Origin of the sequence: Leucobacter chromiisoli (assembly GCF_016522505.1) — a bacterium.
In the GTDB taxonomy this organism is placed as follows: domain Bacteria; phylum Actinomycetota; class Actinomycetes; order Actinomycetales; family Microbacteriaceae; genus Leucobacter; species Leucobacter chromiisoli.
On record NZ_JAEHOH010000001.1, the window covers coordinates 72,078 to 95,565 of the forward strand.

Consider the following 23,488-nt stretch of genomic DNA (forward strand, 5'->3'; position numbering starts at 1 on the left):
TCTCGGCCACCCGCTCCAGCGCCCGCACGGTCCGCCCCATCCGATCTCGAAAGCCAGATGCATGAGACTCCTGAGATACCTCGGCCTGCGCCTCGCACTCATCGTGCCGGTGCTGTTCGGCGTGATCGTGCTGGTCTTCCTGCTCGTGCGCGTGCTGCCGGGCGATCCCGTCCAGGCCTTCGTCACGCCGAGCAGCACCCAGGAGGACATCGAGGCGATCCGCGCGCGGCTCGGCCTCGACATCCCGCTCTGGCAGCAGTTCCTCGTCTACCTGCGCGGACTGTTCGTCGGGGATCTGGGCACCTCGATCCAGTCGGGCACGCCGGTCGCGACCGAGCTCGCGACGCGGCTCGCGCCGACGCTCGAGCTCGTCTTCCTCTCGGTCGGGGTCGCCCTCGTCCTCTCGATCATCGTGGGCGTCTGGTCCGCCATGCGGGTGAACCGCCCCTTCGACCACATGTCGCGCGTCACCTCGCTGGTGGGAACGGCGCTGCCCGAGTTCTGGCTCGGCCTCGTGCTGATCGTCGTCGGCTACCAGACGCTGCACTGGTTCCCCGCACCCTCCGGCCGCCTCGACCGCTCCGTCGAGCTGGCGCCCCTCACGGGCGCCGAACTCCTCGACGCGACGCTCACCCTCAACGGACCCGCCTTCGTCTCGGCGCTGCAGCATCTCGCGCTGCCGATGCTCACGATCGTCATCGGCGTCTCCGCCTCCCTCATGCGCAGCGTGCGCGCCGCGGCGCTGCAGATCCGCGCCTCCGCGCCGTGGCAGACGGCGACCGCCCACGGCGTCCGCGGCAACGCCCTCTTCGCCGGCTATCTCATGCGCGGCACCCTCTCGCGCATCCCCACGCTCGTCGCGATTGTGCTCGGCAACGTGCTCGGCGGCGTCGTCCTCGTCGAGTACGTCTTCGCCTGGGAGGGGATGGGGCAGTGGCTGCTGCGCGGCCTCCTCGTGCGGGACTACCCCGTGGTGCAGGCGGGCGTCGTGATCATCGCGCTCGTCTACGCCTTCGCCTATCTGATCGCGGATCTCATCCACGCGGCGCTCGACCCGAGAGTGAGGCTCTGATGGTGAGTGCAGGAGTCGTGGGCTTCGCCCGCCGAGACGGCAAGGCGACCGCGGTCCGCATGCGCGGCGAGGCCGGCGCGCAGATCATGATCTGGACCGGCGCGGCGCTGGTCGGACTGGTCGCGCTCTTCGCGGTCCTCGCGCCGTGGGTCAGCCCCTGGGGGCCGGTGGAGATCGACGCCGAGGCCATCCGCTCAGCGCCGAGCGGCGACCACCCGCTCGGCACCGACGTCAACGGCATGGACGTGCTCAGCCGCCTCGCGTACGCGGCCCGGGTCGACCTGCTCGTCGCCATCGTCGCGGTCGCCCTCGCGGTCGCGGGCGGGGCGATCCTCGGCGTCACCACCGGGTACGCCGGCGGCTGGTTCGACGCGGTCGTGATGCGGCTGCTCGAGATCGTGCAGTCGTTCCCCACCTTCATCCTCGCGCTCGCGGTCGCGGCCCTGCTCGGCCCGGGCGTCGTGAACCTCACGATCGTGGTCGCCATCGTCTCCGTCCCCTCCTACGCGCGCCTGATCCGGGCCGAGGTGCGGACCGTGCGCGAGCTCGCCTACGTGGACGCCGCCCGCACCTCGGGCATCTCCACGCTCGCGGTGCTGGTGCGCCATGTGCTGCCGAACAGCCTCACCGCCGTGCGGATCGTCGCGCCGCTGAACGTCGGGTGGGCGATGCTCGCGCTCGCGGGCCTCTCCTTCCTGGGTCTCGGCGTGCCGATCCCCGAGCCCGAGTGGGGTGCGATGATCAGCCAGGGCACGTCCGATCTCGTGTCGGGCCGGCTGTGGACCACCGTGCCGCCCGGCCTCTTCCTCGTCATCTGCGTGCTCGGCTTCAGCCTGCTGGGCGAGGGGCTGCAGGAACGCGAGAACCGGAGGAGGACGCGATGAGCGAGGTGCACGAGGACGCGCTGCTGGAGGTGCGGGACCTGCGGGTCTCGATCCCCGTGCGCACCGGCGTCGTGCACGCGCTGCGCGGGGTCGACCTGCGGGTGTCGGCGGGCGAGGTGGTAGGCCTCGTCGGCGAGAGCGGCGGCGGCAAGAGCATGCTCGCCCGCGCCGCCATCGGCATGCTGCCGGAGGCCGCCGAGGCCGAGGGCGAGGTGCGCTTCCGGGGCCGCGACGTGCTCGGCATGTCGAAGGACCAGCTGCTGCGGCACCGCGGCCACGGCGTGGCCATGTGCTTCCAGAACCCCCGGGCCGCGCTCGAGCCGCTGCGCACCGTGCGGAAGCAGCTGGGCGACCGGCTCGGTCCGCATCGCGGGCTCACGGGTGAGGCGGCCCTCGCGGAGAGCCGGACCCTGCTCGACGCCGTCGGGCTGACCGACCACGAGCGTGTGCTCTCCGCCTTCCCGCACGAGCTCTCGGGCGGCATGGCGCAGCGCGTGATGATCGCCCTCGCCCTCGCCTGCGACCCCGGCGTGCTGCTCGCCGACGAGCCCACGACCGGTCTCGACGTCACGCTCACGCGCGACGCGCTCGGCCTGCTGCGCGGGCTGGCGGACGATCAGCGGCGCGGCGTGCTGCTGATCACCCACGATCTCGCGGCGGCCGCGCAGGTCTGCGACCGGATCGTGGTGCTGCGGGCCGGCGAGGTCGTGGAGCACGGTACGACGAGCGAGGTGCTCGAGGCGCCGAGGGAGGAGTACACGCGCACGCTGCTCGCGGCGGTGCCCGACATCGACCGCCCGCTGCCCCCGAGCGAGCCGCACGCGGCCGCGCGCACCCCGGTCGTGCGGCTCGACGACGTCCACGTGCACTACCGCGGCCGGCTCGGCAGGCGCGGGCACCACGCGCTGCGCGGCGTCAGCCTCGACGTGCGCGCCGGCGAGACCGTCGGCGTCGTCGGCGAGAGCGGCTCGGGCAAGACCACGCTCTCCCGGCTGCTCGTCGGGCTCGTGGGCCCGACGGGCGGTCGCGCCTCCGTGGGCGGGGTCGACCGCGGCCCGTCGCGCGGCCGGAGCCGCGCCCTGAGCCGCCGTGCGCAGATGGTGTTCCAGGATCCGCTCGGCGCCCTCGACCCCCGTCGCAGCGTGCTCGACGCGATCACCGAGCCGCTGCTCGCGAAGCCGCTGCCGCGCGCCGAGCGGGAGCGGCGGGCCGCCGAGGTGCTCGCCCGCACCGGCCTCGACGAGAGCTTCCTGCAGCGCATGCCCCACCAGCTCTCCGGTGGCCAGGCCCAGCGCGTGGGCATCGCCCGCGCGCTCGTCGCCGACCCCGAGCTCATCGTGTTCGACGAGCCCACCTCGGCCCTCGACGTGACCGTGCAGGCCCAGATCCTGGATCTGGTCCGCGAGCTCGCGGCCGACGGCCGCCGGGCCCAGCTGTTCGTCTCGCACGACCTCGCGACCGTGCGCTCCTTCTGCGACCGCGTCATCGTCGTCTACCTCGGCGAGATCGTCGAGGAGGGCACCGTGCGCGAGGTCTTCGAGAACCCGACCCACCCCTACACCCGTGCCCTGCTCGAAGCGGCGCCCCGTCTCGGCGGACGCGTGGCCGGTTCGAGCGCCGTCTGAGAGGACCCCGTCGTGACCGACACCCCCTTCCGCCTCGCCGTCGACATCGGCGGCACCTTCGTCGATGCGATGGAGCTCGACCAGCGCACCGGCGTCGTCCGCTTCCGCAAGGCCTCGACCACCCCGGCGCGCCCGTGGGAGGGCGTGCTCGACGCGGTCGAGGCGCTCGGCACCGACCTCTCCCGGGCCGAGCTGTTCATCCACGGCACGACGCTCGGCCTCAACGCGGTGCTCGAGCGGCGGGGCGGCAGCACCGGCATCATCACCAACGCCGGTCTGCGCGACATCTTCCTGATCGGCCGCGCGAACGTGCCGAACGACCGCATGTACGACTTCCAGTACGAGCGTCCCGAGAGCCTCGTGCAGCGGCGCCACACCGCGGGCGTGACGGGCCGGCTGAACCATCGCGGCGAGACCGTCGCCCCGCTCGACGAGGAGGAGCTGCGCCAGATCGCCCGGCACCTCGTCGAGGACGAGGGCGTCATCTCGGTCGCCGTCTGCTTCCTGCACTCCTATCTGGATCCGGCCTCCGAGCGCCGCGCCGCGGAGCTGCTGAACGAGTGGTACCCCGATCTCAAGGTCTCGGTCTCGACCGACATCGTGCGCGAGTACCGGGAGTACGAGCGCACCTCGACCACGGTGCTCGAGGCCTACATCCGCCCGATCTTCGAGCGGTACGTCGACGAGCTCGAGCGGGGGCTCACCGAGCGCGGCTTCGACTCCCGCTTCCTCATCATGCGGTCGGGCGGCGGCTCGATGACCTCGGCGACCGCGAAGCTCTCGCCCACGCCGACCGTGCTCTCGGGCCCCGCGGGCGGCATCGTCGGGGGCGCCTACCTCGCCGAGAAGCTCGGCCGTCCGAACGTCCTGACCTTCGACATCGGGGGCACCTCCCTCGACGCCTGCGTCATCGAGAACGGGGCCGCCGTCGTGACGCACGAGGCCGAGCTCGAGCACTTCCCGCTGCTCATCCCGACCTACGACATCCGCACCATCGGCGCCGGGGGCGGCTCGATCGCGGCCATCGAGCGGGGCATCCTGAAGGTCGGCCCCCGCAGCGCCAGCGCCGTGCCCGGCCCCGTCAGCTACGGCCGGGGCGGCACGGAGCCGACCGTCACGGACGCCTCCGTCGCCCTCGGCTACGTCGATCCCGACAGCTTCCTCGCCGGCACGATGAAGCTCCACGACGCCGAGGCGGTCGAGGCGATCCGCTCGCAGCTCGCGGAGCCGCTGGGGCTCAGCGTCGAGGAGGCCGCCGCGGGCGTCTTCGACGTGATGCTCGCGAAGACCGTCGGCGCGGTGCGCCAGATCACGGTCGAGCGCGGGCACGACCCGCGCGTGTTCTCGCTGCTCGCCTTCGGCGGGGCCGGGCCGCTGGTCGCCCCGCTGCTCGCGCGGGAGATGGGCGTCGGCGAGGTGATCGTGCCATTCGCCCCCTCGGGCTTCTCGGCGTGGGGCATGCTCAGCGCCGATATCGTCACCGATCTCTCCCGCACCTCGATGGAGGTGCTCGACGAGGCCGACCTCGGCGGGGTTGCGGCGTCGCTCGACGAGCTCGGCGCCGAGGCGCTCGAGTCGCTGCAGGATCAGGGGGTCGCCGCCGCCGACAGCGCGATCGAACGCCAGCTCGAGCTGCGCTACCTCGGGCAGGAGCACACCCTCACGCTCACGGTCGGCGAGACGCTCGACGTCGAGGCCCTCCGCGACTCGTTCAACGAGATGCACGAGAGCCGTTACGGCCACTCGATGGACAACCGGATCCAGATCCTCACGGTGCGCGTGCGCGGCATCGGACGCACCGCCCGCCCCGAGCTGCAGCGGGTCGAGCGCGGGGACGGCGACCCGGCGCAGGCCTTCGTGAAGCACCGCGACGCCTACGACTTCGGCACCCGCGCCGTGGCGCCCTTCTCGGTCTACGAGCGCGGCCTGCTGCAGGCGGGCGACGTGTTCCGCGGCCCCGCCCTCGTCGACGAGGGCACGTCGACCACGGTCGTGCACAGCGGCCAGAAGGTCACCGTCGAGGAGCACGGCTACCTGCTCATCGAGCCCGATCTCGCAACGGAGGCAACAGCATGACTGACGCAACACCCGCCGGCACCGCGGCGAACCTCGACGGCGCGACGATCGAGGTGGTGCACTCGTACCTGCTCGCCGCGGCCGACGAGATGCGCACCACCCTGATCCGCACCGCGTTCAACCCCGTGATCTACGAGGTGTTCGACTTCGGCATCTCGATGTACGACGCGAACGCGGAGCTGATCGCCGAGGCCCCGGGCCTCACCTTCTTCCTCGGCGCCAACGACTTCTCGCTGCGCAAGGGCATCGAGTACGTCGGCGCCGAGAACCTGCACCGCGGCGACGTGCTGATGCTCAACTACCCGTACTGGAACGCGGCCCACGCCTCGGACGCCACGCTCTTCGCGCCGGTGTTCCTGCCGCCCGCCGACGGCTCCGACGCCGACGGGGAGCTCATCGGGTACGTCTGCGTGCGCGCGCACTGGATGGATCTCGGCGCGAAGGACGCCGGCTACGTGCTGGACTCCACGAACGTGCATCAGGAGGGACTGCTCTTCCCCGGCACGAAGGTGTTCAGCCGCGGCGAGCCCGTGCACGACATCCACGAGCTGCTGCGCTTCAACTCGCGCCTGCCCGACCTGGTGCTCGGCGACCTGCACGCCCAGGTCTCCGCGATCCGCACGGGCGAGCGCCGCCTGGTCGAGATCGTGCGCAAGTTCGGGCGCGAGGCCGTGGACGCCGCGGTCGCGGTCGTGCGCGAGCAGAGCGAGCAGAAGACCCGCGAGGCGCTGCGCGCGCTCCCGCAGGGCACCTGGAGCGCCGAGGACTACATCGACGACGACGGCATCGGCGACGAGCCGCTGCTGATGAGGGTCACCGTCACCAACGAGGACGGTCATCTCACCGTCGACTTCGACGGCTCGGCGCCGGCGGCCGCCGGCCCGGTCAACATGCCGTTCGGGGCGACCCTCGCCCTCGGCAAGGTCGTGCTGAAGAACCTCACCGAGAGCACCGACCCGGGCAACGAGGGGGCCACCCGGCCGCTCACGGTGAAGGCGGAGCCGGGAACGCTGTTCCACGCCGTCTACCCGGCGCCGACCTTCACGCTGTGGACCGGGATCGTGGCGCTGGAACTGATCTACAAGGCTCTGGCGCAGGGCATGTCCCACCTGCTCCCCGCCTCCTCGGGCGGGGACGTGCCCGGCTTCATGATGGTCGGCGACCACCCCGACACGGGCGAGTTCTACGCGATCAGCAACAACGACCCGGTCGGCTGGGGCGGCACCCCGAGCCATGACGGGCTCAACGCCACGATCCACATCTCGGAGTCGATCATGCGCTCGACCCCGCTCGAGGTGCTCGAGGCCCGCAGTGGCATGCTCTTCGAGCGGCTGGAGATCCGCACCGACTCGGGCGGCGCGGGCAGGTTCCGCGGCGGCGCCGGCCTGCAGCGCGACATCCGCTTCGTGGCCCCGGGCGAGTTCCTCTCGGTCATCAAGAAGACCAAGACGGCGCCGTGGGCGCTCGAGGGCGGGCTCGAGCCCGAGCCGAACCAGGTCATCGCCTTCGCCGACTCCGACCGCGAGGAGCGGATCAGCACCAAGCGCATCGCCGTGCAGCCCGGCGATCTCGTGCGCTTGCTCACGGCCGGCGGCGGGGGCCACGGGCGCCCGGAGGATCGCGATCCCGAGCTCGTGCGCCGGGACGTGGCCGAGGGGTACGTCTCGCCGGAGGCGGCCCGCACCGTCTACGGCGTCGAGGTGGAGGAGGCATGATCGACCCGGCTCGGCTCTCCCTCCTCGCCACCGCGCCGGAGCCCGACAGCCTGCTGCTGCGCGACGCGCGGATCGTCGACGTCGAGGCGGGCGCCGCGGCGCCGGGCTCGGTGTGGGTGCGCGACGGCCGGATCGAGGCCGTCGGATCCCGCGACGAGCTGCGCGCCGCGACGGCGGCCTCCGGCGCCCCGACCGTCGAGGTGGATCTCGGCGGCAGGACGCTGCTCCCCGGTCTGATGAACATGCACACCCACTTCTCGCTGGCGCTCCCCGGCGAGCGCGGCGCGCGCATCTCGGCGCTCGACCCGGCCGGCCTCGCGCTCTACATGGCGGACGGAGCCCGGCGCACCCTGCACGCCGGAGTCACGACGGTCCGCTGCGTCGCCGAGCGCGACCACGCCGACTTCGCCCTGCGGCGCGCCATCGAGCGCGGCGAGACGCTCGGCCCCGACATCTACACGGCGGGTCAGGCCATCGTCTGCACGGGCGGCCACGGCCACGAGGGGTCGGACACGCTCGAGTGCGACGGCCCGGCGGGCTTCGCGCGCGGCGTGCGCACGCAGATCAAGGCCGGCGCCGACCTCATCAAGGTGATGATCTCGGGCGGCATCGCGGGCGAGCACGAGGGCATCGCGACGCCGCAGCTCACCGACGACGAGATGCGCTCGGTGATCGGGGTCGCCCACGCGTGGGGCCGGAAGGTCACCGCGCACGCCGGGCCGGCCGAGGTGATCGCCCGCGCCGTCGAGCTCGGCCTCGACTGCGTCGAGCACGGGTACGAGCTGACCCCGGAGGTCGCCGAGGCCATGGCGGAGGCGGGCACCGCGCTCGTGCCCACCCTCGTCGTCAGCCGGTGCAAGGCCTTCTTCGACGAGCTGGGCGTGCCCGAGTGGATGCAGCAGCGCTCGCTCGCCGCCGGCCCGCGGCACATCGAGTCGTTCCGCATGGCGCTCGACGCGGGCGTCGAGATGATGGTCGGCAGCGACATGCCCCCGTTCTGGATGTTCGAGGGGGCGCCGGCGGTGATCCGCGAGATGGAGCACATGAGCGGATTCGGGCTCGGTCCCGCGGCGACGCTCCGCGCGGGAACGCTGACGACGGCCCGGTGGCTCGGGACCGACGACCGCGTCGGCACCGTCGAGCCCGGCAAGCGGGCCGACCTCATCGCCCTGCCCGGCGATCCGCTCGGCGACGTCTCGGCGCTTCGCGGCATCGACTGGGTCATGAAGGCGGGGCGCGTGGTGCGCGACGACGCGCGTGCGCTGAGCCCCGCCGCCGGATCGAGGAACGGAGAACGCTCATGACGACTGCGGTGGACCGGGTCGACGCCGAAGCCCGCCGGATCGCCGCCGGCGTGCACGACATGTACGACGCGTTCCTGGCGAGGGATCAGGAGCGCTTCGACAGTCATCTCTCGCGCTCCGCGACGATGTGGGAGAGCCACTTCGACCACCTCTACACGATGCGCGAGCTCGACGAGTTCCGCGACCGTCGCGAGGACGCCGGCGAGCGGCCCGTGCTCGAGACCATGCGGGCGGAGATCCTCGCGATCGACGTGTGGGGCGATACCGCGCTCGTGCGCTACCTGCTGATCACCGCCGAGGCGGGGCAGGAGGCCGAGACGACACGGGTGACGGAGGTGCTGCGGCTCGAGGGGGGACGCTGGCTGATCGTGCACCACCACGCGCAGCTCCGCGACCGGCCCGAGGGGCCGACGCCCGTCAGGGGGTCGGCGGGCTGACCGAGAGCAGGAAGGTCGTGACGTCCTCGCTCGTGTTGCCGTAGCGGTGGGGCTGCCGCGACGAGAAGGTGATCGACTCCCCGGTGCGCACCTCGAAGCGCTGCCCCTCGACCTCCACCTCGAGGCGGCCGCGGTCGACGTAGACGCACTCGATCGCCTCGTGGGCCCAGGCCTCGTCGCTCGACCAGTCGCCCGGCTGCAGGGAGCCGCGGAGCACCTCGATCTGCCCGTTGTTGGGCGTGAGGCGCTCGTACTGGATGCGGCCCGCCGGAGAGCTGATGCGACTGCGCTCGCCCGGGCGGCTGACGTGGATCGGCACGGGCCCCGGGCTCGCGAACAGCGAGGAGACCGCGTCGCCGAAGACCGACGAGAGCGCGCGGAGCGTCTTGAGGCTCGGCTCGGAGATGCCGCGCTCCACCTGGCTGAGCAGCGTGGCCGAGAGACCGGTCGCGGCGGCCAGCTCCCTGAGGCTCATGCCGCTCTGCGCGCGGAGCTCCCGCAGGTTCCCGCCGACGTCACCGATCACGGTTCTACTGTAGCGGCGGCGGATCGTGCAGGAAAGTGTACGCTCGTGAGGCCGCGGTGAGGAGTGGCGCGGCGCGGGATCCCGAGCTTCTCGCGTGTTCTTCGCGGAGGAGCGCGCCGCTTCTCTCGGCTGCGCGCGCCGGCTGCGCCGATCGGAGTTCACTTTTGTTTGTAAAAGTGTACAAACTGTGCGAGACTTCATCACCGACAACGGCGTACCCCGAAAGGTTCGATGATGAAAGACGAAACGCTCCGCTTCCGCGGCGGGCTGGCGATGGCCTTCGTGCCCGTCGTCGTATTCCTGATCTTCTGCATTCTGTACTTCGTCGTGTTCAAGGCGTTCGACATGACGGCGCTCGCCATGGGCGGCTTCGTCTCGCTGCTGGTCGGCGCGGTCTTCGCCAGGAAGTACGGGCTCTTCTGGGAGCACGTGATGCGCGGGATCGGAAGCCCCACCTCGGTCTCGATCGTCGTCATCCTCTTCATGGTCGGCATGCTCTCGCAGCTGATCAAGGCCACGAACGTCTCGGGGGGCTTCGTCTGGCTGGCCGAGTCCATCGGCCTCAACGCGGGCTTCTTCACCTTCTTCGTCTTCATCGCCGTCGGCGTGATCTCGATGTCGACCGGATCCTCGATCGGCACCTTCTTCACCGCATTCCCGATCTTCTACGCCGCGGGCATCGCGATCGGAGCCGACCCGGCGCTCCTCGCGGGAGCCATCCTGTCGGGAGGCATCCTCGGCGACAACGTCGCCCCCATCTCCGACACCACGATCATCTCCTCCTCTAGCCAGCGCTTCCGGCGGAAGGAGGGCGTGGCCGACATCGGCGGCGTCGTCAAGCAGCGGGCGCGCTTCGCGCTCACCGCGGCCGCGATCTGCGCGATCCTCTTCCTCGTGCTCGGGCTGATGACGGTCAGGCCCGTCGAGGCCGGCTCCGGCTTCGACGCCACCGCCACCCCGCTGCCGCTCATCATGCTGCTGCCCGTCGCCGTGATGCTCGTCGTCGCCATGCGGACCCGCGACATCTTCATGGCCGTCACCGTCGGCCTGGTGCTCGGCATCGTCACGGCGCTCGCCACCGGGCTCATGACCTTCGGCGATGTCATGGGCGTGACCGACGGTGCGCCGACCGGATTCCTCTTCGAGGGCGTCGCCTCGATGCTCGGCACCGTCGCCCTCGTCGTCTCGGTCTTCGGCATCATGGGCGTGCTGCGCGGGGCCGGGGTGATGGAGCTGCTCGTCGACCGGCTCACCGCCGGCCGTCTCGCCTCGACCCCGCGCGGAGCGGAGGCGGCGATCGGCGTCGGCGTCTCGGTGACGACCGTGCTGTTCGGCGGCGTCAACTCGGCCGCGATGCTGAGCTTCGGACCGGTGGCCGACGAGCTCGGCGCCCGCGTGGGGCTGCACCCCTACCGCCGCTCCAACGTCATGGACTGCTTCGCCCTCGGCCTCTCCTCGGTGATCCCGTTCCTGAGCGCCTACCTGTTCATCGGAGCGCTGCTGACCACCGGCTACGACCCGGTTCCCGCCCTCTCCACCTTCGAGCTCTTCCCGGCGACCCTCTACCCGCTGGTGCTGACCGTCGTGATGATCGTCTCGGTCTGGACCGGCTGGGGGCGCCGCTTCGAGGGCTTGGATGGGAAGGTGGAGCGTACTCCGGTCGCCGCCCCGGCCTGATCCGCAGACCTCCCGCACGGCACCCACCCAGAAAGGCACCCCATGGATCGCAACACCGTCTCCTGGACCGGGTACATCCCGGCGATCACCACCCCCTTCACCCGCGACGGCGCGCTCGACCTCGACTCGTTCGCGGCGCAGATGGAGTGGCTCGTCGCCGAACGCATGCACGGCGTCATCCTCGCCGGCACGAGCGGCGAGTGGTTCAGCATGACCGCCGACGAGCGCGCACGGCTCTTCGAGGCCGGCGCCCGCTTCCGCGCCGACGACTTCACCGTCATCGGCGCCTGCAACGCCTTCACCGCCGCCGAGGCGATCGGGCACGCCCGGGCCGCCGAGCGCGCAGGGCTCGACGGGATCCTGCTCACGCCGCCGCCCTACGTGGTGCCGAACCGACGCGAGATCGTCGCGTTCTACCGAGCGGTCTCGGATGCGACCGACATCCCGATCACCGTCTACAACTGGCCCCGGGGCTGCGTCGTCGACATGGGCGTCGACCTGCTCGACGAGCTCGCCGACATCGATCACGTCGTCGCGATCAAGAACTCCACCGGCGATTTCGCCTCCTTCCTCGACGGCATGTACCGCCTCGAGTCGCGGGTGCGGTACTTCGGCCTGCCGACCAGCGAGCTCGGCGCCGACCTCGCCCTCCTCGGGCACGGCGACGGCCTCATGGGCTCCGGCGGCGTGCTCGGCGCCGACCATCCGGACTTCTGGCGCGCGATCGCCGACGGCGACCGAGACCGCGCCATCCGGCTCGGGCAGCGCGACCGCGTCGTCATGCAGGCCTGGTTCCGCCCCGACTACGGCGCCCAGTTCGGCAATCAGCAGGCGATCATGAAGACGGCGCTGCGGCTGCGGGGGGTGCCCGGCGGGTTCGTGCGCGATCCCCTGCTCGAGCTCACCCGCGAGGAGGAGGACCGCGTCGCCGCGACGCTGCAGAGCCTCGGCATCGAGATCCGGCCGCTGCGATGACCGAGCGCTTCGATGCGCTCGTCATCGGGGGCGGTCTGCTGGGGTGCGCGACGGCGTGGATGATCGCCCGCGACGGCGGCTCCGTGCTGCTGGCGGAGCGCGACCAGGTCAACCAGCACGCCTCCGGCCAGAACGCGGGCAGCCTCCACTTCCAGCTCGAGTACCGCATGATGGAGCACGGGATCGAGGCCGCGAAGAAGGCGGCCGAGGCGATGCCGCTGCACCTCGAGGCGGCGAAGCTGTGGCAGAGCCTGCCCGCCGAGGCCGGCGAGGACATCGAAGTGAAGCAGTCGGGCGGGCTCATGCTCGCCGAGAACGCCGAGCAGGCCGCCCTGCTCGAGCAGAAGACCGAGATCGAGCGCTCCTGGGGGCTCGACATCGAGATGCTCGACCGGGCGGGAGTGCAGCGGATCGCTCCGTACCTCTCGGAGACGGTCGTCGCGGCCGCCTACTGCCCGATCGAGGGGAAGGCCGACACCCGCACCGCGGCGCCGGCGCTCGCCCGGGCGGCGATGCGGGAGGGCGCCGAGGTGCGGACCCGGTGCGAGGTCGTCGCGATGCGGCGCGAGCGCTCGGGCTGGCGGGTGACCCTCGCCGACGGGGCGGGCGAGCGGCGCGAGATCGCGGCCGGGGCGATCGTGATCGCCGCCGGCGTATGGACCACCGCCGTCGGCGAGATGATCGGGGCCGAGCTGCCGACGATCCCGCTGGCGCTCACCATGACGACCACCCTGCGCGTGCCCCGGTTCGTCTCGCACCTCGTGCAGCACGCGGGCGCCAGGCTCTCGCTGAAGCAGGCGCTCGACGGCAACGTGCTCATCGGCGGCGGCTGGCCCGCACGCCTCATGCGCACATCCGACGGGCGGCCCGACTTCGAGGCCCGTCCCGAGCTGCTGCGCGAGTCGCTCGCGGGCAACGCCGCCGCGGCGATCGGCGTCGTGCCCCGGCTCGCCGGCATCCCGGCGCTCCGCAGCTGGGTCGGCACGACGACCGTGACGCCGGATCAGCTGCCGCTCGTGGGCCCGGTGCCCGGGGCGCCGGGCGCGTTCGTCGCGACGGGCGGATCCGCCTTCACGCTCGGACCGAGCTTCGCCGAGGTGCTGACCGATCTGGTCGCGGGCCGCGCGCCGTCGACGGAGCTCTCGAGCTTCGACCCGCAGAGATATCAGGAGGCGCGCGCGTGAGTGCATCCAGAGTGCCCGCGGAGCGCGGCGCACCGATCGAGTTCGAGTTCGAGGGCGAGCCCGTCGGGTCCTACGAGGGCGAGACGGTCGCCGCCGCGCTCCTCGCGGCCGGGGTCCCGGCGTTCGGGGTGACGCGCGAGGGCGACGCCCGGCTGCCGCTGTGCAACATGGGCACCTGCTACGACTGCGCCGTGACGGCGGACGGCGAGCGCCTCGTGCGCGCGTGCCTCGCCGACGCGCGGCCGGGCATGGTCGTCGAGCGGAACGAGGCGAGCTGATCATGGCGGATCTGGTGGTCATCGGGGCGGGGCCGGCCGGCATGGCCGGTGCGCTCGCCGCGGCCGAGGCGGGGCTCGACGTGCTCGTCGTGGACGAGCAGGCGCGGGCCGGCGGGCAGATCTTCCGCCGCCCTCCCGAGACGTTCGGCGGCGCCCGCGGATATCGGCCGTACACGTGGGCGGAGGATCTGATCCGGCGCTTCGAGGCGCACCCCGGCATTTCGACCCGGTTCCGCAGCACCGCGTACGGCGTGCTGCGCGATCGGGAGGAACGGACCATGCGTCTCCGCGTCGGCGTCAGCGCGCCGGACGGCGGAGAGCTGGTCGAGACCGAGAGGATCCTCATCGCCACCGGGGCCTACGACATGCCGGTGGCGTTCCCGGGGTGGACGAAGCCCGGCGTGATGACGGTGGGCGCGGCGCAGTCGCTGCTCAAGAGCCAGAAGGTGCTCGCGGGGCGCCGGATCGTGATGGCGGGATCCCACCCGCTGCTGCTCGTCGCCGCCGAGCAGCTGCTCGAGGCGGGGGCGGAGATCGCGGAGATCGCGTTCGCCCGCGGTCTGCCGGGCGTCGGAGAGGCGCTCGCCGCGGCGCCGGCGGCCCCCGGGCACCTCGGGGTGTTCGCCGAGGCCGGCCGGGCGCTCGCGCGGATCGCCTCGCGGCGGGTCAGGGTGTCGATGCGGACCATCGTCACCGAGGCGGTGGGCGACGGCGCGGTGACCGGCGCGCGCCTCGCGAAGGTCGACCGCGACTGGCGACCCGTCGGCGAGCCCCGTGAGGTCGGGGGCGATCTCCTGCTGCTCGGATACGGGTTCTCCCCGTCGACGGAGCTCGCCCGCCAGGCCGGGTGCGAGATGCGCTGGGAGTCCCGGCTCGGGGGATGGGTCGTGCAGCACGACGAGCGCTTCGCCACCACCGCCGACGGCGTCTACGTCGCCGGCGAGCCGACGGGCGTCGCCGGCGCGGAGCAGTCGTGGGCCGAGGGGTGGAAGGCGGGCCTGCACATCGCCGAGTCCCTCGGGGCGGACGCCCACCGCATCCGGGCCGAGCTCCGCGAGAGCGAGCGCCTGCTGAACCGCACCGGGCGCTTCTCGAGGGTGGTGCAGTCGATGTTCGAACCGCGTCGCGCGGCGCTCTCGGCGCTCTCGGATCCCGAGGGGACGCTCGTCTGCCGGTGCGAGCTGGTGCCGTCGGAGCGGATCGACGGGGTGCTGCGCCAGAACCCCTTCATCTCCTCCGCGAACGCCGTGAAGCTCGAGTGTCGCAGCGGCATGGGGCCGTGCCAGGGACGCTACTGCGAGGGCACCGTGGCCGCCCGGGTGGCGGCGGCGCGCGGGGCGGCCATCGAGGAGTCGGGATACTTCACGGCCCACGTGCCCGTGAAGCCCGTGCCCCTCAGCACCTACCGCACGCTCGGGGAGGACTGAGCGCGCCCGCCGCGAGCACTGCCCGCCGCGAGCACTGCCCGCCGCGCCTCCCGCCGGCGCGTCTCCCGCTCCGGCCTCGATACACTCGAGGCATGAGCGATCTGGTGGTGTCGTTGCCCGACGAGGAGCTGATGGCGGCGATGGGGGAGATCCCCGGCGTCGAGTTCGTGCTCTGGGACCTGAAGGGGCCGGCGCCGCGCGAGCGCTTCGACATCGTCGTCCCGGCGTATCTCGGCGGCAACAAGCCCGTCGCGAACCTCGCCGGGCTCGAGGTCGGGCTCGTGCAGTGGCAGTCGATCGGCTACAACGGCATGGCGAAGTACCTGCCGGAGGGCGTGCCGCTCGCCAACGCCGCCACGGTGCACGAGAGCGGCACCGCCGAGCTGGCGCTGGCCCTCGCGCTCGCGGCGCAGCGCGGGATCCCCGACTTCGTGCGCGCCGGCGACCAGGGGCGCTGGGACTCGCGCTTCCACCCGAGCCTCGCCGATCGGCGCGTGCTGCTCGTCGGCTACGGCGGCGTCTCGAAGGCGATCGAGGCGCGCGTCGCGCCCTTCGAGGTGGAGGTCGCGCGGCTCGCCCGCAGCGCCCGCGAGGAGCGCAACCTCGCCGGTGAGACCGTCGAGGTGCGCGGCCTCGACGAGCTGCACGCCCGCCTCGCGGAGGCCGAGGTCGTGTTCGTCGCCGTGCCGCTGACCGACGAGACCACGGGGCTGATCGACGCGGCGGCGCTCGCCGCGATGCCCGACGGTGCGCTGCTCGTGAACGTCGCCCGCGGCCCGGTCGTCGACACCGACGCCCTCGTCGCGGAGCTGGAAGCCGGCCGCCTGCGCGCGGCGCTCGACGTGACCGACCCCGAGCCGCTGCCCGAGGACCACCCGCTCTGGCGCTGCCCGAACACGCTGATCTCGCCGCACATCGGCGGCGACTCCGGCGCCATGATGCCGCGCATGACGCGCCTGCTGCGGCGCCAGATCGCGCATCTGCAGGCGGGTGAGCCGCCCGAGAACCTCGTGCTGGGTCCGGGCGCCTGACGGCTCCGATCCCGGTCGTCTTCCTCGGCGCGGGCCCTTCGCCGCCGGGGCGGAGTCGAGACGGGGCGAACGAGTAGACTGGGGCGGGTATGCCGGTTCTCGCAGCCGGCGACGTCCCCAAGATCCCCACGCGCCCCTTGGAGTTTGAAAAGCAATGGCTGAACAGTCCCGCCTCGACAAGGTCATCTCCCTCGCCCGCCACCGCGGATTCGTCTTCCAGGCGGGTGAGATCTACGGCGGCTCACGTTCGGCTTGGGACTACGGCCCCCTCGGCACCGCGCTCAAGGAGAACATCAAGCGGCAGTGGTGGAAGGCCATGGTGCAGCGACGCGACGACGTCGTCGGCATCGACTCCAGCGTGATCCTGCCGAAGCAGGTCTGGGAGGCCTCCGGTCACGTCGAGGTCTTCAGCGATCCGCTCGTCGAGTGCATGCAGTGCCACAAGCGGTATCGCGAGGACCACCTCATCGAGGAGTTCGAGGAGAAGAAGGGCCGGGCCCCCGAGGGCGGGCTCGCCGAGGTCGTCTGCGTGAGCTGCGGCACGCGCGGCCAGTGGACCGAGCCCCGCGCCTTCTCAGGCCTGCTCAAGACCTTCCTCGGCCCGGTCGACGACGAGGCCGGCCTGCACTACCTGCGCCCCGAGACGGCGCAGGGCATCTTCGTGAACTTCGCCAACGTGCTGCAGTCGGCGCGCATGAAGCCGCCGTTCGGCATCGGGCAGATCGGCAAGAGCTTCCGCAACGAGATCACTCCGGGCAACTTCATCTTCCGCACCCGCGAGTTCGAGCAGATGGAGATGGAGTTCTTCGTCGAGCCGGGCACCGACGAGGAGTGGCAGGAGTACTGGATGAACGAGCGCATGCGGTGGTACACCGACCTCGGCATCGACCCCGAGAACCTGCGCTTCTACGAGCACCCGAAGGAGAAGCTGTCGCACTACTCGAAGCGGACCGCCGACATCGAGTACCGCTTCGGCTTCGCGGGCGGCGAGTGGGGCGAGCTCGAGGGCATCGCGAACCGCACCGACTTCGACCTGTCGACCCACTCGAAGCACTCGGGCAAGGATCTCTCGTTCTTCGACCAGACGAAGAATGAGCGGTGGACCCCGTACGTCATCGAGCCGGCGGCCGGCCTCACCCGCTCGCTCATGGCGTTCCTCGTCGACGCCTACCGCGAGGAGGACGTGCCGAACGCGAAGGGCGGCACCGACAAGCGCACCCTGCTCGCCCTCGACCCGCGCCTCGCACCGGTGAAGGCCGCCGTGCTGCCGCTCAGCCGCAACGAGAAGCTGTCGCCGCTCGCCCGCGAGGTCGCACAGGAGCTGCGCGAGGACTGGAACGTCGACTTCGACGACTCCGGCGCGATCGGTCGCCGCTACCGCCGTCAGGACGAGATCGGCACGCCGTTCTGCGTGACGGTCGACTTCGACTCGCTCGACGACGACGCCGTGACCGTGCGCGAGCGCGACACCATGCAGCAGGTGCGCGTTCCCCGGGCGGAGCTTCACGCCTACCTGGCGGAGCGACTGCGTGGCGCGTAGCGCCTGAGCAGCCGCTCCGGTGCCGCACACGGCGGCAGCCCACGGAGCGGAGCGAGGGGCGGGAGCGACTGCGTGGCGCGTAGCGCCTGAGCAGCCGCTCCGGTGCCGCACACGGCGGCAGCCCACGGAGCGGAGCGAGGGGTAGCCTGAACGAGAACGCGCCGGCGTTGTCGCAGGTCGGAGCGCCCCGCGGTTCGAGCGAAACGGAAGGATCCTCCATGACGAGCACCGGACCGCACGATCCCGCGCAGGATCGGCAGCCCCCGGCGATCCCGTCGGCTCCGGCTCCAGCGGCCCCCGCCCCCGAGCCGGCGGGACAGCCGCAGGTCGCCCCGCCCCCCGGTGCTCCGCAGACGTGGGGAGCCTGGGCGGCTCCGCGCACGTGGCGCACCGCGGAGACCGAGCCGCTCGCCTACCACCGCCTGTATCGCGGCGCTCAGGGCTTCAGATGGTGGAAGCCGCTGCTGCTCATCCTGCTCGCGGGTGCGTGCTTCCTGCTGCTCTCGATCCTGGCGGGGGTGATCTTCACGATCGTCTACGTCGCGCAGACCGGCGAGTACCCCACCGAGGCGGTGATCCTGGAGTTCTCGATCCCCGACACCCAGAATCCGTCGTCGCTGCTCATCGGCCTGGGTCCGTGGGCGCTGATGGTCCCCGCACTGCTCTTTTCCATGTGGGCGGTGGGGATCCGACCGGGGGGCCGGATCTGGTCGGTGGCGCTGAAGCTGCGCTGGGGCCTCGTGTGGCGCACCGCGGTCGCGGCCCTGCTGATGCTCTTCCTGGTCAACGCGGCCGGCATCGTCCTCGAGCTGCTGTTCCCCTCGGCGGAGGCCGGCGCCCCGGATCCCGGCGAGGCGGCGTTCGACCCGACCCTCGCGCTGTGGTCGATGCTGATCGTGCTGCTCCTGGTGCCGTTCCAAGCGGCGGCGGAGGAGCTCGTCTTCCGGGGCGTGCTGATGCAGACGCTCGGCGCGTGGCTCCGAAGCCCCTGGTTCGGGATCCTGATCCCCGCCATCGGCTTCGCCCTGGCGCACATCGGCACCTACGGCGTCTGGGGGATGGCCTCGGTCGGGGTGCTCGGCGTGACGGCCGCGTGGCTGACGTGGCGCACGGGCGGCCTCGAAGCGGCGATCAGCCTGCACGTCGTGAACAACGTGGTCGTCTTCGGGCTGATGGCCAGTGGGGCCATGGGCAGCACGGAGCAGAACGACGAGGGCGCCGGCCCCGTCTCGCTCGTGGTCCAGGCGCTCGGCTACGCGTTCTTCGTCTGGGCGTCCCTGCGCTCGTTCCGGCGCGGCGGCTACGGGCGGACCCGCATCGACCTGCTCCGCGTCGCCGAGCCGTCCGCGCCCGGCGGGGCGCCCGGCGAACGGGGAGGAGCGCGCGCATGATCGACGTCTACGTGACGGGCGGGGGAGTCGCCGCGCTGGCTGCGGCGCTCGACCTCGTCGAGGTCGGCCTGAGCGTTCGCGTGGCCGTGACCGATGCGGGGGAGGAGCTGCCTCGGGGCGCCGTCCGGGATCCAGAGGGCACCATCGCAGCGCTGCTGGAGCGTCTCGCCTCGCCCATCGGCGGGGACCGTGAGAGCGCCGAGCGGGCGGGCCGGCCCGACGCGGCGCCGCGGGCCGTGCCGCCGGAGGCCGTGGCGCTCCCGGGCGCGCGCGGAGGATGGCAGCTCCAACCGCTGCCGGCCGTGCTCGGAGCTCCCGCGGTGCCCCTCTCCTCGGAGTGCCTCGCGATCCTCGGCGGCGGCGGGGCGTTCCGCGCCTATCTGGACCGCCTGAAGCCGCTGCTCACGATCGGGAAGACCCGCGAGTTCGGCGCGCTGGTGCGGTCGAGGTTCGGTCGCACCGCGCTCGATCGTCTCGTCGAGCCGCTGATCCGCGAGCGCTTCGGCGTCGCCCCGGAGCACGTGGACGTGGCGGTCGCGGCCCCCGGGCTCAACGAGGCGCTCTCCCGATCCGGCTCGCTGTCCGCGGCGGTGCTCGCCTATTCCGAACGACATGTTGCACGTGAAACCCGAGTGATCCCGGCTGGGGGCTGGGGCGCCGCCCGGGACGCGCTGCTCGAGCGGCTCGCGCTCTACGGCGCGCAGCTCGCGGACGCGCGTCCGACGGCCGTGCGCCTCGGGGACGACGAGCACCGGGTGGAGGAGGCCGACGGCGGCCGATTCGAGACGCGCGCCGTGGTCCTCGATCGGGGTCGCAGAGTCGACGCGTCGGGGCCCGCGGTGTCGTGCGAGGGCGAGGCGTCGGAGCCCCGTCTGCCGGCGGCGGCGCGGGTGAGGGCCCGCGCGTCGGTCGGCGTGGAGGCGCCGGTCGCGATCCCCGGGGCCGCGCGGGTGCGGACCGTGGAGCTGCCCTCGGGGGAGCGGTGGTCCGTGCGCGTCTCGAGGCGGGGAGAGGCCGACTGGGAGGCCGAGCTCAGGGGGCCGGCCGCGCCCGCCGAGGCCGTCGCGAGACAGCCGGATCCCGAGGAGCTCGCCGCAGCCCTGACGGGTGCCGGCCTCTCGCCGCGTGCGGGGACGGAGTGGAGGACGCGCCGGTACGCCGCGCCCCACGCGCGCATCGAGCAGCGGGACGAGGCCCGGGCCGCCGTCGACGATCTCGACGGCCGCTTCCGGGGGAGCGCACTTCCCGTCGGATCCTCGCTGCACGGAGACGACCTCTCGGCCGCACTCGAGACCGCCCGCGCGCAGGCGGTGGGGTTGCGCCGCAGGCTCACCGGCATCGCCGACTGAGCCTGCTCGCCGCGGGAGGGCCGCGGGGAATCGCTCCGCCTCGGCGGTCATATGTCCCTCGGAGAATATGAGCGGATGGCAAACCGCTGTAGGCTGGCGTGCAGACGCGGTGGCAACCATCGACCCTGGAGGGAACATGAGAGGCAAGATTGCATTCGTTCTCGGAGCGGCGCTCGGGTATGTACTGGGTGCCCGCGCAGGCCGTGAGCGGTACGAGCAGATCAAGCGCGGGGCGCAGACCGTGTGGAGCACCCCGCCGGTGCAGAACGGCGTCGAAGCCGTGCGCGAGGCTCTCGGGGGCCAGGTCGACCGGCTGAAGGACGCCGCTCTGCGCGCCGGCAAGGACGCCTTCACCGCCTTCACCAAGGGCGGCTCCGAATCGGCGGGCGCCCGCGGCGCCTCTGCCGGCGCTCGCGGCGCCGCGCACGGCGGCGGCGCCAGCGGGGCCGGGGCGGACGACCCCGCCGGGCGCTCCGCGGTCGAGGCCGCCGAGAAGGCTGCGAGCGGCCCGGCTCCCACGAAGCCCGCCGGGGCCCCGACGAAGCCCGCCGAGGCCGCGGGCAGCGCGTCGAACGACAGCTCGAACTCGGCGAAGACGACGAGCCGTTCGACCTCCTCGAAGGGCGGTTCCGCCGCGAAGAAGAGCTCGACCGGCGCGTCCTCCGCAGCGAAGAAGCCGCAGAAGGGCGGCGAGAGCTGATGAGCCGGAAGTCCGATCAGGCGGGCACCTTCGAGCTGCTCGCCAGGCTGCCCCAGCAGATCGTCCACCTCGCCAAGATCGAGTTCCAGAACGCGAAGCGCGAGATCGCGGTGAAGGCGAAGCGCGGCGGCATCGGGGCGATCGCGATCGTCGTGGCGCTCTTCTTCGTGTTCTTCGCGCTCGAGGCGTTCGTGATCGCCGCGATCGCGGGCCTCGCCGTCGTCTGGCCGGTCTGGCTCTCCGCCCTGGTGGTCGCGGCGGGTCTCATCCTGCTCGCCGCCGCTGCGATCCTGGGCGGCGTGCTGCTGATCAAGCGCGGCATCCCGGTCCCGGGCGAGACGATGAGCCGCGTGGAGGGCGATATCAATGCACTGGGCGAGGTGCGCGTGAACTCGGATCACCACGGTCCGATCGTTCCCGAGCAGAAGATGCCCCAGACCGGGCAGGAAGGGAACTGGCGATGAGCTCGAAGGATGAGGCGCACCGGGGAACGGCCGAGGCGGCCCTCGCCCGAGCCGAGCTGTACGACACCCTCGGGCAGCTGCGCGACCGATTGAACTACGCCCAGCGGGTGGACGACGCGCTCGACCGCGCCAAGGTTCGCGTGCAGGCCGCGCGGAGGCGCAACCCCGTCGGGTTCGCGGCCGGAGTCGTGGCGGCCGCGGCGCTGACCGGCACCGTCGTGTGGGGGGTCGCGCGCGGGGTGGCGAAGCGCCTCGGCTAGCCGGACGCGCCGCGCCGGGCGGGGCGTCAAGGGGGAGAGATCACATTTGGGCCACGTTCGAGGCCGTTTCCGCGCCCGTTTTGCCAAAGGCGAGACGCGGCGTCAGAATAGGGGCACCGGAAGCGAGTTTCTGCGGCCACGGCCGAGTCACGGGGCGACCCGAGTCCGACGGATGGCCTTCGGTTTTCTTGAGGTGAATGAGTGGGGTGTATGACGGCTGACGCGAAACCGCTCAGCGGCCTCCGGGTCCTGGTGCCCCGAGGGGGCACCTGGGGCGACATGGTTGCCAAGGCATTGCGCGAGCAGGGGGCGAGCCCCGTCATCGCTCCGCTGGTCGACTTCGCCCACACGAGCGAAGAGGACAAGCTGATCGCGGCCCTGAAGGCGCTCGAAGCCGGGGAGTTCCAGTGGATCACGGCGACGAGCTCGACGGTCGTCGACGTGCTCGCCCACCACAACGCGGTCATCCCGCCCACCACTCAGGTCGCCGTCGTCGGCGAGGCGACCGAGGCCGCGTTCAAGGACGCGGGGTATCCCGTGAGCCGCACGCCGAACGACGACAACAACACCACCGAGGGGCTCCTCGAGGTGTGGCCGGAGATCGACACCGGCGAGGTGCTCAGGGTGCTGACGCTCCGCTCGGATGTGGCGAAGCCCGTCCTCACCCAGGGCCTCATCAACCGCGGGCACGACGTCACCCAGGTCGTCGCCTTCCGCACCGTCGGAGTGCCGGTCTCGGTGCACACCCGAGAAGACGTCGAGTCCGGCAGGATCAACGCGCTCCTCGTCGCGTCGCCGAAGATCGCCCGCGAGGTCGCGCAGCAGTTCCCCGACATCCCCGAGGACACCATCGTGGCCTGCGTCGGTCCGTTCACGCACGGCGAGGCCGTCTCCGCCGGCCTCCGGCACAACCCGGATCACGCCGACTCGAGCGTGAAGCGCGCCCTGATCGAGACCGTGGAGTCGGCGATCGACCAGAGCGACATGCTCGACTAGTCCGCGAACTCGCGACCGCGAACGTCCCGCCTCCCACGACAGGGGGTCCGTAACGTTTCCCCGCCGGCTGCAGAATATACCCCCGCGGAGCGGCCCGACAGGGCAGACTAGTAGGCATGGCGAGAGTCGAGGTCTACACGGAACGAGTGGTCGTTCAGCTCACGGCGTCCGAGAAGGCGCTGTCACTCCATCGTCGGGACATCGTCATCGACCGTTCGGCCATCAGCTCCGTGCTGATCACCGACGACCCGTGGATCTGGCTGCGGGGGGTGAGATCGCCGGGGACGCACCTTCCCGGCCGTCTCGCGTTCGGCACCTGGCGCAATCTGACGGGACGCGACTTCGCGCTCGTGCGCCGGGGCCGGCCCGCGGTCGTCATCGACGTCGACGTGCCCGAGGGGGCGGAGGAGAACCGGGGGTGGATCTCCGAGCACGACGCCTTCTCGCGGGTGATCATCTCGACGACCCACGCGCCCGAACTCATCCAGGCCCTCCGGCTCGAGGACGACGGCGCGGGCGAGGACGAGCGCGTCTTCACGACCGACACGGCCGAGTAGCCGCTCCCGCGCCGCGCGGG

General features: G+C 72.2%; 22 protein-coding genes. 21 read left to right on the forward strand and 1 reads right to left on the reverse strand.

Features of this window, described 5'->3' with window-relative positions:
* The first annotated feature begins 61 nt into the window (after positions 1–61).
* The 7 genes from JD276_RS00335 to JD276_RS00365 are packed head-to-tail and all read left to right on the forward strand — an operon-like array spanning position 62 to position 9,113.
* Positions 62–1,072 (forward strand): ABC transporter permease, encoded by a 1,011-nt coding sequence (locus JD276_RS00335; protein WP_200112625.1) that lies wholly within the window; start codon positions 62–64, stop codon positions 1,070–1,072.
* Positions 1,072–1,956, forward strand: a complete 885-nt coding sequence (locus JD276_RS00340; protein ID WP_200112627.1) for an ABC transporter permease — start codon at positions 1,072–1,074, stop codon at positions 1,954–1,956. Before JD276_RS00335 ends, JD276_RS00340 begins: the two co-directional genes overlap by 1 nt.
* On the forward strand, positions 1,953–3,581 hold the full coding sequence (locus tag JD276_RS00345; protein ID WP_200112629.1) for a dipeptide ABC transporter ATP-binding protein: 1,629 nt from the start codon (positions 1,953–1,955) through the stop codon (positions 3,579–3,581). Before JD276_RS00340 ends, JD276_RS00345 begins: the two co-directional genes overlap by 4 nt.
* 12 nt (positions 3,582–3,593) lie before the next feature.
* On the forward strand, positions 3,594–5,657 hold the full coding sequence (locus JD276_RS00350; protein ID WP_200112631.1) for a hydantoinase/oxoprolinase family protein: 2,064 nt from the start codon (positions 3,594–3,596) through the stop codon (positions 5,655–5,657).
* Positions 5,654–7,372 carry a hydantoinase B/oxoprolinase family protein gene (locus tag JD276_RS00355; RefSeq protein WP_200112633.1) on the forward strand — a complete coding sequence of 573 codons (1,719 nt, stop codon included), beginning with the start codon at positions 5,654–5,656 and terminating at the stop codon, positions 7,370–7,372. The genes JD276_RS00350 and JD276_RS00355 overlap by 4 nt, the downstream gene beginning before the upstream one ends.
* On the forward strand, positions 7,369–8,676 hold the full coding sequence (locus JD276_RS00360) for an amidohydrolase family protein (RefSeq protein WP_200112635.1): 1,308 nt from the start codon (positions 7,369–7,371) through the stop codon (positions 8,674–8,676). Before JD276_RS00355 ends, JD276_RS00360 begins: the two co-directional genes overlap by 4 nt.
* On the forward strand, positions 8,673–9,113 hold the full coding sequence (locus tag JD276_RS00365; protein WP_200112637.1) for a nuclear transport factor 2 family protein: 441 nt from the start codon (positions 8,673–8,675) through the stop codon (positions 9,111–9,113). The genes JD276_RS00360 and JD276_RS00365 overlap by 4 nt, the downstream gene beginning before the upstream one ends.
* Here JD276_RS00365 and JD276_RS00370 read toward each other — a convergent pair.
* Positions 9,094–9,639: a helix-turn-helix domain-containing protein gene (locus tag JD276_RS00370; protein ID WP_307866364.1), complete on the reverse strand. Its 546-nt coding sequence runs from the start codon at positions 9,637–9,639 to the stop codon at positions 9,094–9,096. The genes JD276_RS00365 and JD276_RS00370 overlap by 20 nt on opposite strands.
* 231 nt (positions 9,640–9,870) lie before the next feature.
* On the opposite strand from JD276_RS00370, the gene JD276_RS00375 reads away from it, so the two are divergent.
* The 14 genes from JD276_RS00375 (at position 9,871) to JD276_RS00440 (ending at position 23,468) form a co-directional block, all read left to right on the forward strand.
* The gene (locus tag JD276_RS00375; RefSeq protein WP_200112641.1) at positions 9,871–11,316 is read left to right on the forward strand and encodes a Na+/H+ antiporter NhaC family protein; all 1,446 of its coding nucleotides are present in this window, start codon (positions 9,871–9,873) and stop codon (positions 11,314–11,316) included.
* A gap of 42 nt (positions 11,317–11,358) precedes the next feature.
* Positions 11,359–12,291, forward strand: coding sequence for a dihydrodipicolinate synthase family protein (locus JD276_RS00380; RefSeq protein WP_200112643.1), 933 nt, complete (start codon positions 11,359–11,361; stop codon positions 12,289–12,291).
* Entirely contained in the window at positions 12,288–13,475 is a 1,188-nt protein-coding gene (locus tag JD276_RS00385) for an NAD(P)/FAD-dependent oxidoreductase (protein WP_200112646.1), read from the forward strand. The genes JD276_RS00380 and JD276_RS00385 overlap by 4 nt, the downstream gene beginning before the upstream one ends.
* Positions 13,472–13,753: a (2Fe-2S)-binding protein gene (locus JD276_RS15710; RefSeq protein ID WP_307866365.1), complete on the forward strand. Its 282-nt coding sequence runs from the start codon at positions 13,472–13,474 to the stop codon at positions 13,751–13,753. The genes JD276_RS00385 and JD276_RS15710 overlap by 4 nt, the downstream gene beginning before the upstream one ends.
* 2 nt (positions 13,754–13,755) lie before the next feature.
* Positions 13,756–15,180 carry an FAD-dependent oxidoreductase gene (locus JD276_RS00395; protein WP_200112648.1) on the forward strand — a complete coding sequence of 475 codons (1,425 nt, stop codon included), beginning with the start codon at positions 13,756–13,758 and terminating at the stop codon, positions 15,178–15,180.
* Between the two features lie 92 nt (positions 15,181–15,272).
* A complete protein-coding gene (locus JD276_RS00400) occupies positions 15,273–16,211 on the forward strand; it encodes a 2-hydroxyacid dehydrogenase (protein WP_200112650.1) in 939 nt (312 codons plus the stop codon).
* Between the two features lie 154 nt (positions 16,212–16,365).
* Positions 16,366–17,751: a glycine--tRNA ligase gene (locus tag JD276_RS00405; protein ID WP_200112652.1), complete on the forward strand. Its 1,386-nt coding sequence runs from the start codon at positions 16,366–16,368 to the stop codon at positions 17,749–17,751.
* Between the two features lie 218 nt (positions 17,752–17,969).
* Positions 17,970–19,142, forward strand: coding sequence for a CPBP family intramembrane glutamic endopeptidase (locus tag JD276_RS00410; RefSeq protein WP_200112654.1), 1,173 nt, complete (start codon positions 17,970–17,972; stop codon positions 19,140–19,142).
* A complete protein-coding gene (locus JD276_RS00415) occupies positions 19,139–20,491 on the forward strand; it encodes a hypothetical protein (RefSeq protein ID WP_200112656.1) in 1,353 nt (450 codons plus the stop codon). Before JD276_RS00410 ends, JD276_RS00415 begins: the two co-directional genes overlap by 4 nt.
* Positions 20,492–20,627: 136 nt before the next feature.
* Complete coding sequence (locus JD276_RS00420; RefSeq protein WP_200112658.1) at positions 20,628–21,191, forward strand: YtxH domain-containing protein; 564 nt, start codon at positions 20,628–20,630, stop codon at positions 21,189–21,191.
* Complete coding sequence (locus JD276_RS00425) at positions 21,191–21,655, forward strand: phage holin family protein (protein ID WP_200112661.1); 465 nt, start codon at positions 21,191–21,193, stop codon at positions 21,653–21,655. The genes JD276_RS00420 and JD276_RS00425 overlap by 1 nt, the downstream gene beginning before the upstream one ends.
* Positions 21,652–21,915, forward strand: a complete 264-nt coding sequence (locus tag JD276_RS00430) for a DUF3618 domain-containing protein (protein WP_200112664.1) — start codon at positions 21,652–21,654, stop codon at positions 21,913–21,915. Before JD276_RS00425 ends, JD276_RS00430 begins: the two co-directional genes overlap by 4 nt.
* 210 nt (positions 21,916–22,125) lie before the next feature.
* Complete coding sequence (locus JD276_RS00435) at positions 22,126–22,911, forward strand: uroporphyrinogen-III synthase (protein ID WP_200112666.1); 786 nt, start codon at positions 22,126–22,128, stop codon at positions 22,909–22,911.
* 116 nt (positions 22,912–23,027) lie between these two features.
* On the forward strand, positions 23,028–23,468 hold the full coding sequence (locus tag JD276_RS00440) for a hypothetical protein (protein WP_200112668.1): 441 nt from the start codon (positions 23,028–23,030) through the stop codon (positions 23,466–23,468).
* Positions 23,469–23,488: the final 20 nt, after the last annotated feature.